Consider the following 1120-nt stretch of genomic DNA (forward strand, 5'->3'; position numbering starts at 1 on the left):
ACTTGGGCCCGCCGGCCGGCGCGCCGAAGGCCGCGAGCGTATCCGGCGTGAAGCCGTGCTGCTCGATGTGGCGGCGCGCCAGCGGACCGGCACGCAGTATGAAGGCTGCGGTCATGCGCTCGTGGCGTCTGGCTCAGGTGGGGGTTCTGGGCTGACTTGTAGCGCAGCGTTTGTCAGCCCAGAACCCCCACCTGCACCAGACAGGCCCGGCTCAGGCCAGCGCAGCCAGCGCGGCGGCGTAGTCCGGCTCGTCGCCGACTTCGGCCACCAGTTCGCTGTGCAGCACCTTGTTGTCGGCGTCCAGCACCACCACGGCGCGGGCGGCGAGGCCGACCAGCGGACCCTCGGCGATGGCGACACCGTAGTCCTGCAGGAACTCGCGGCCGCGCAGGGTCGACAGGTTGATCACCTTGTCCAGGCCTTCGGCGCCGCAGAAACGCGCCTGGGCGAAGGGCAGGTCGGCGGAGATGCAGAGCACCACGGCATTGTCGAGGCCGGAGGCCTGGGCGTTGAACTTGCGCACCGAGGTGGCGCAGGTCGGGGTGTCGACGCTGGGGAAGATGTTGAGGATCTTGCGCTGGCCGCCGAAGCCGGCGAGGGTGGCATCGGACAGGTCGCCTTTCACCAGCGAGAAGGCCGGGGCGGTCTGGCCGGCGGCGGGGAACTGGCCGTCGACACGGATCGGGTTGCCGCGCAGGGTGACTGTTGCCATGACGTGTTGCTCCAGGAAGTTGGGCGGGCGGAATGCCGGGATGCCGAGTAAAGCAGAACTCGGGCTCGCAGGGGAGGGGCCGATGTCGCCGCGGGCAGCCGGGAGCCGCCGGCGCGTGCGTCAGCCGCGAGGAATCAGCCGGGGCTGGCGCGGCTGGCCGTGCGGCGAGTCCGGCGGCGCGTCCACGGTCACCACGTAGACGCGGCGGTCATCGCCATGGTGGGCGATCAGGCCCTGCAGGCACTGGTCCGGTGCCACCGCGACCCAGCACGGCCGGTTGCGCTGGTCGCGCTCCATGAAGCGGGTCAGCGGAATCTTCACCGGACGCGGCGCATAGCGGTTCCAGCGGCCTTCGCGGACCGACTCCAGGCGCGCGCAGGGGCCCTGCACGAAGTCGCCGGGCACGCC

2 protein-coding genes are annotated in these 1120 nt (G+C 71.3%); both read right to left on the reverse strand.

Annotation, left to right across the window (positions count from 1 at the left end):
• Positions 1–211: 211 nt before the first annotated feature.
• The gene (gene tpx, locus C5O18_RS10070; protein WP_105193487.1) at positions 212–712 is read right to left on the reverse strand and encodes a thiol peroxidase; all 501 of its coding nucleotides are present in this window, start codon (positions 710–712) and stop codon (positions 212–214) included.
• A gap of 120 nt (positions 713–832) precedes the next feature.
• A partial coding sequence (locus C5O18_RS10640) for a hypothetical protein (RefSeq protein ID WP_241146821.1) occupies positions 833–1120 on the reverse strand: 288 nt, incomplete at its 5' end.

The sequence above is a fragment of the Amnimonas aquatica genome (genome assembly GCF_002943415.1).
GTDB lineage: Bacteria > Pseudomonadota > Gammaproteobacteria > Pseudomonadales > Moraxellaceae > Perlucidibaca > Perlucidibaca aquatica_A.

What these genes read in the sequence shown, in the direction of transcription:
- tpx (WP_105193487.1), bottom strand. Translation starts at nt 712, where the DNA reads ATGGCAACAGTCACCCTGCGCGGCAACCCGATCCGTGTCGACGGCCAG.